The organism is Psychrobacter sp. 78a-MNA-CIBAN-0178 (assembly GCF_040309625.1).
In the GTDB taxonomy this organism is placed as follows: Bacteria; Pseudomonadota; Gammaproteobacteria; order Pseudomonadales; family Moraxellaceae; genus Psychrobacter; species Psychrobacter okhotskensis.
The window spans coordinates 1-323 of the sequence record NZ_JBEOOZ010000095.1; the positions used below are offsets into that span (position 1 = coordinate 1).

At 44.0% G+C, this 323-nt stretch carries 1 protein-coding gene; it reads left to right on the top strand.

What is annotated here, in order from left to right:
• Window positions 1-323: transposase (locus tag AAEY80_RS14395; protein WP_350588541.1), on the top strand; the 323-nt coding region annotated here is incomplete at both ends.

Here is a 323-nt window from a genome sequence, read left to right on the forward strand (position 1 = left end):
CAAATTTGGCAATACTTTACCCAGCATTGGCAAGACTGGTTTCCAGCCATCGGCTCATACCCTAACTTCGCAAAGCATTGCGCCAATCTGTGGCAAGTCAAACAGCAGATACAAGATAACGTCAGTCAAATTGAAGGCCGTGACAACATCCATTTTATGGATGGTTTTCCGATACCCGTCTGTCATTATGGACGCGCTTATCGGCATAAAAACTATCAAGACTTAGCGGCTTTTAGCTACTGTGCGGCTAAGCAAGAGAGATACTATGGCTTTGAGGGACATTTGCTTGTTAACTTATCGGGCATGATTAAAGGCTTTACCTT